This window comes from Aquabacterium sp. (genome assembly GCF_034003525.1).
GTDB lineage: Bacteria > Pseudomonadota > Gammaproteobacteria > Burkholderiales > Burkholderiaceae_C > Aquabacterium.
Genome location: NZ_JAVEYN010000056.1, coordinates 1 through 3125 on the forward strand (window position 1 = coordinate 1; position 3125 = coordinate 3125).

The 3125-nt window shown below is 64.1% G+C and carries 3 protein-coding genes and 1 pseudogene; all 4 read right to left on the bottom strand.

Annotation, left to right across the window (positions count from 1 at the left end):
* Positions 1 to 1858 (bottom strand): hypothetical protein (locus tag RBT42_RS16455; protein WP_320367110.1); only part of this gene is annotated, 1858 nt, incomplete at its 3' end.
* Positions 1858 to 2469, bottom strand: a complete 612-nt coding sequence (locus tag RBT42_RS16460; protein WP_320367111.1) for a condensin complex protein MksE — start codon at positions 2467 to 2469, stop codon at positions 1858 to 1860. The genes RBT42_RS16460 and RBT42_RS16455, both read right to left, overlap by 1 nt.
* Positions 2466 to 2846, bottom strand: a complete 381-nt coding sequence (locus tag RBT42_RS16465; RefSeq protein WP_320367113.1) for a hypothetical protein — start codon at positions 2844 to 2846, stop codon at positions 2466 to 2468. Before RBT42_RS16465 ends, RBT42_RS16460 begins: the two co-directional genes overlap by 4 nt.
* A 21-nt stretch (positions 2847 to 2867) precedes the next feature.
* Positions 2868 to 3125, bottom strand: a pseudogene (locus RBT42_RS16470) (hypothetical protein); the annotation flags it as partial.

The window sequence follows — 3125 nt, forward strand, 5'->3', positions numbered from 1 at the left end:
GCTGGTCCAGCGCGAACTCCGGCTGCGCCAACCAGGGGTGGTGGGGTGAGTCAAACAGCCAGGTGAACGGGCCTTCCTGATCGATGCGTTGGTTGCGGCGTTGCTCGATCTGCCGGTGTTGTTGCCCGAGTGAATCCAGATCCTTCTGCCTCTGTTGACGCTGCTGATCCAGCGCCCGGTACCGGGCAGCCGATTGCGCCAAACTGGTGGCCAGCTCAGCGAGCTTCTGGTCAAGTGTCACAAGCCGTGCTTGCCGCTCAGCGTCGCTGTCTTGCAGGGCCTGCATCTGGCTGTAGTCCCGCAATTCGGCGTCCAGCTGCACCAGCTGCTGTTCGAATCCATCACGTTCGCGTTGGACGAGTTCCAGCGCTTGTGCCGTCGCCAACTGCTCTTTCAGCTGCAGCTGCTGTTGTTGCAAATCCCGCAGCAGCTCGCCCAGCTCGGCCAGGCTGCGCTGTTGGTGCTGCTCAGGCAGGGCGCCGACGCGCAGCCGCAAGCCCGGCAGACCAGCATGCTCGCCATTGGCACCTCCCAAAGCCTTGGAGAGCGCCTGGCCATCGAGCTGGAAGTCTTCGGCGCCCAAGGTCAGCACGGGTCTGGCCAGCACCTTGTTCAGCGCCGCCAATTGATCGGGCGGCAAAGCGCCTGCCAGCTGCTGGTAGAGGTTGTGGCCTTGGGTGCGCATCTCCTGTGTCAGCTGGGCCAGCTCTCTGTCCACGCGGGAGAGCTCGCGTTCGATGGATGCCGGTGGCCGGCTTTGCGCTTGGCCCAAGCGGACCACCAGAGCATCTCGTTGGGCCTGCACGTCGCGGCGGCACGTCTCTAGAACCGCCCGGCTTTCCACCAGAGCGAATCGCTGTCGCAATGCCTGCAGCTGTTGGCGCTCCTGGCGCAGTTGCTTCTGCTCAACCTCCCACTGGCTCTGCTCCCGCACCGCCTGGCGATCCTGCTCTCGCAAGCGGTCCAGCTCGCCATCGCACTGCTGCAGCTCGCGCTGAAGGGCTTGCTGGCGTGATTCGAAGTGCTGCTGCCACTGGCCCAGGGCCTCGTCGATCATGGGCCGCCAGCACAGCAGCTTGCCGCGCAGGGTCAGTCGAGCATCTTGCTTGCGCTCCAGTTCAGCGAGGCTGCCTTTCAGGCGTTCGGCGGCCAGGTACTGACTGCGCTCAGCGTTCAGGTCGGCAAAAGCCTTGTCCCACTCCGCCTTGAAGTCGATGCTGGCGTCCGGCAGATCACGCCGGAAGATTTGCAGGAGGTAGTCTTTCACCTCGCTGGACCGAAGCTTGTCCAGTCGCAGCGTCCGGGTGAGCACACGCTGGAAGACGCTGGCGTCACTGGCGTGCTCCAGGCGGAACACGCAGAAGTCTTGTGATCCGCTGAGCTTGCGGTTCCGGCCGCCGTACACCATGTCGGCGAACTCGCTGCCGCTGTAGCTGAACACGCGGCGCCCATGGGTGGCCAGATGGCTGGCCAGCTTGGGCTGCGCCACGAGCGAGCCATCGGGCAGGCAGAACTCTTCCACCTTGAGCGGGCCGGCGTAGGCAAAGTACTCGTACTCGAAGCTCACGCCCTTGCCGACGCAACCGAGCACCACGGTGCCGGATTCCGGCAACGACACCTCCAGCAGCACATAGGCGCTGTTGTTGGGGAAGTAAAACCGCCGGCTCTTCTCCACGTCGTGCGCGCCAAAGTCCATGCGGCGCCGGTCAATGATCAGCAGGAACTGCAGGGCATTGATCAGGCTGGTCTTGCCCGTGTTGTTGGGCGCCACCAGGGAGACTGCGCCATCCAGCGGAAGCTCGGCGCGGGAGTAGCCTGCGCTGCCAAGCAAAACCAGGCGTTGAAAGCCGTGCTGCATCAGTCGATCTCCTCGTCGTTCAGCACGTCATCGCTGCCTTCCTCAGGGGCAGTATCCGCCTCGTTGTCGTCATCTCGGGATGCTGCGGCCAGGCCCTCAAAGTGGTCCAGGTAGCGGCAGACGGCGGGCAACAGCCGCCAGCCTGCCGGCTCCGCCACTGCAAATCCCAGCGTGCAGGCGCGGCCCAGCAGATCGATCAGCCCATCGGGAGACAGCCCTTCGGCGTCCAGTAGGTCTTTCTGCTGTTCGTGCACCTCGGCCAGCCATTCCCGATCAATGAGCCAGTCAGTAAAGCGTTGTAGCGCTTTGCCGGCATTGGCTTGGGCGTCGAAGATGACCATGAACAGCAGGGCCAGTTGACGGCTGACCTTGCCGATGTTGCTGCTGGCATCGGTGCTGTGGAACCAAGCAAAGCCTCGCGCATCCACGCGCAGCTCAAAGCCCAGCGCTGCGAAAAGACCTGCGTAGGCCGGTTCGTGCTGCTCAAGTTCGGCCCACAGTGCAGGCTCGGCCATGCGGTTCAGGTGCTTGCCCGACAGGAACAAGCGGAAGAGCTCGGCCAATGCTGGCATTTGCGCCAGTTGCGGCATCAGTGGATGAGGCGTCGTCATTCCGGAATGCTCACGCGGTGAGGATGGTGCAGCACGCGGATGGCCTGCAAAGTGGTGGTCTCAGGATGCTCGCTGACTTCGATCTGCCAACTGCCCTCGTGCTGCAGCTCATGGAAAAGCCGCAGCAGCGTCGCATCCTGCAGATGACCGTGATGGGTATGCAGCCAGTCCAGCAGGCTGCCCACCGGTAGGCTGCTTCTCAGCTGCTGCCGGATTGCCGCCTCGTCCACGTGCTCCAGCAGGGGCGGGGCGTTGCCGGGCTCATCTTGCGGGAAGGCCACCGACTGCGGTTGGTACTGCTGCGCTGCGGCCATCACGGCGCGCACCTCATCGCCCAGCTGCAAGCGGAAGCCCCGCTCATTGCGCCAAACGGGCATCTCGGTGCCGACGGTATGCCGTCACAATGCTCTGCGCAGGCCCCGTTTGCGCACTTGGCCCAGCAGCAGGCTGACGGCACTGGTCAGCGCATTGTGTTGACGCATCTCCTCGCGCAACGGCAGCACCGTGTCGGCGCACTGTTGAGCGATCAGGCGGCCAAATCGCCGTAGTTCCTTGGCCTGGTGCGCCACCTGCCTGAGCTGCAGGCGGTGCGAGTACAGCCCGCCTTGAACCGACAGCTGCTCAAAGGCCAGGTCCAGCGAGCGTTCGGCGTCTTC